Raw genomic sequence first — 1884 nt, forward strand, 5'->3', positions numbered from 1 at the left:
ACTCATTGTAGGCGTTTGATCCTCTCTATTCTTTGATTTTCTTATTTTATCCTAGACGTATAGACATGGTGATGCGGGTGAAATGACCTCTTGTTCCCGGTATCATTCCACCATGCCTTATAACCTGTGTGTATTCCTGTAGAGACGGGGCACGCCCCGTCTCCCACTGTCTGATAGTAGCTTTAAGTTACCATTTGGAGGGGATGAGACGGGGCGTGCCCCGTCTCTACAACCGGGTGATAACCGTTCTCGCACCTTTTAGGCTACTCCCCAAGTAGCCTAAGATTTCGAGAGATGGTAATTTTCAGTAATGCCACATTTAAAAATATAAAGTTCTGTTTATCAAGATGATATAAAAGATTCTTGGTAGGGCTCTGAATTGCCGTGGGGTCTGTTTTCGGGCCATGGGATAACCACTGGAAAAGATAATCATAGAGATGGATATATTGACAGGCAAGTGCTCGGACAGGTTCATGGCGCATGTTCTGAAGCGACGTGACCAGGAGGCTGTCCGCTGGTACGTGCTCACGCTCCCTACCGCCGGTGGCGGGCGTGACAGGATCAGCCCCTCGAAGGGGCTGGACGCTGAGCTTTCCCGCCGTGAGCGTCGTGGGGAGGCCTTGTTCGAGTATTTCTCCCCCTCGTATGTCGAGGCGAGGAAGGTGGGCGGCAAGATGGTCAACACGAAACGGCCCCTGCTGTACAACTACGTGTTCGTCCACGCCTCGGAGGACGAGATCTTTAGCCTGAAGCGTACGCTTCCCCTGTATAATTTCCTCCCCCGGGTTTCCTCCGGCGGGCGGTCTTATTTCCCGTACCTCTCGGATCGTGAGATGGATACCTTGCGTTGGGTCGCGGCTTCTTACTCCAACGAGCTTCCGGTGTACGTGCCAGATAGCGGCCGCTTGTTGAAAGGCGACCGTGTGCGTATCACCTCCGGCCCTTTTACCGACATGGAGGCGGAGGTGGTGGTGCAGCCGGGCGGTGGGCATAAGGACGTGATGGTGCGTATCCTCGACTGCCTGTGGGTCCCCTTGTTCGAGGTGAGAGCTGGGGAGTACGAGTTGATCGAGCTGAACACGGGGGGCAAGCACGTGTATACCCATTTGGACAACGACCGTCTGTCGGAGGGCTTGCACGGGGCCTTGGGCCGTTACCACGCCTCTGGCGTGGTAGTGGATGAGGATGCCCGTCTGGCCCGTGAGGTCCTGCGTGGCTACGCCTCTCTCCGTGCTGAGACCGACGTAATCCGTTGTAAGCTTTACTCGTTGCTCCTTCCGGCCTACAGGTTGTTGGGCGAGTCGGATGAGTTCGATCGTTTGCGCTCCACGATGCGCAGCATGCTCCCGGTGATAAAAGCGGGGCAATCCCGTGCCTTGTTACTGGTCACGCTCTATGGCTGCACGGACAGCAGCCTTTACCAGCGCATGGCGCACGAGTTGATTGACCCTTGGATGGAGGAGGCCTCGCCCAAGAAGAGCAAGTCCGTGTTGATACGTCGTTTACGTGATTACGACCGTTGGTTCGGGCACGGGAACGGCGATAAATAAAAGATATGAGAGAAGAGAGAGAGACATGCGGCGTCCCTTCGGGCATCCGGCTGATGAGCCTGTTGCGTGAGCGTTTGACAGAGATCATGGATCGTGAGCGTGCGAACCGAAACTCAATACACCTGTACTGCACGGGTCCCTACTGGGTAGCGTTCGAGCGTTCGGCCTACCAACTGCATCGTGCGTTCCCGGATAGCGAGATCACGCCGTTGCGCCTGTACGCCTACCCGTTCCCGATCGTGATGGTGTCTGTTACGGATCGCTCGCTCCGCTCATATACTCGCAAGCATATCTTGAGAAGAGACGGGTCGGATTACAAGCTATTGACCGTCCC

Annotated in this window: 2 protein-coding genes; both read left to right on the forward strand. The window is 55.5% G+C overall.

Features of this window, described 5'->3' with window-relative positions; all coding sequences use genetic code 11:
* Positions 1-437 precede the first annotated feature (437 nt).
* A complete protein-coding gene (locus tag DW205_RS19755; protein ID WP_121963144.1) occupies positions 438-1550 on the forward strand; it encodes a transcription termination/antitermination protein NusG in 1113 nt (370 codons plus the stop codon).
* A gap of 5 nt (positions 1551-1555) precedes the next feature.
* A partial coding sequence (locus DW205_RS19760; protein ID WP_121963145.1) for a hypothetical protein occupies positions 1556-1884 on the forward strand: 329 nt, incomplete at its 3' end.

The organism is Parabacteroides sp. AM17-47, assembly GCF_003434625.1.
GTDB classification, from domain to species: domain Bacteria; phylum Bacteroidota; class Bacteroidia; order Bacteroidales; family Tannerellaceae; genus Parabacteroides; species Parabacteroides distasonis.

Excerpts from the sequence above, each read along its gene's own strand:
- DW205_RS19755 (WP_121963144.1), top strand. The coding sequence starts at position 438 with ATGGATATATTGACAGGCAAGTGCTCGGACAGGTTCATGGCGCATGTT.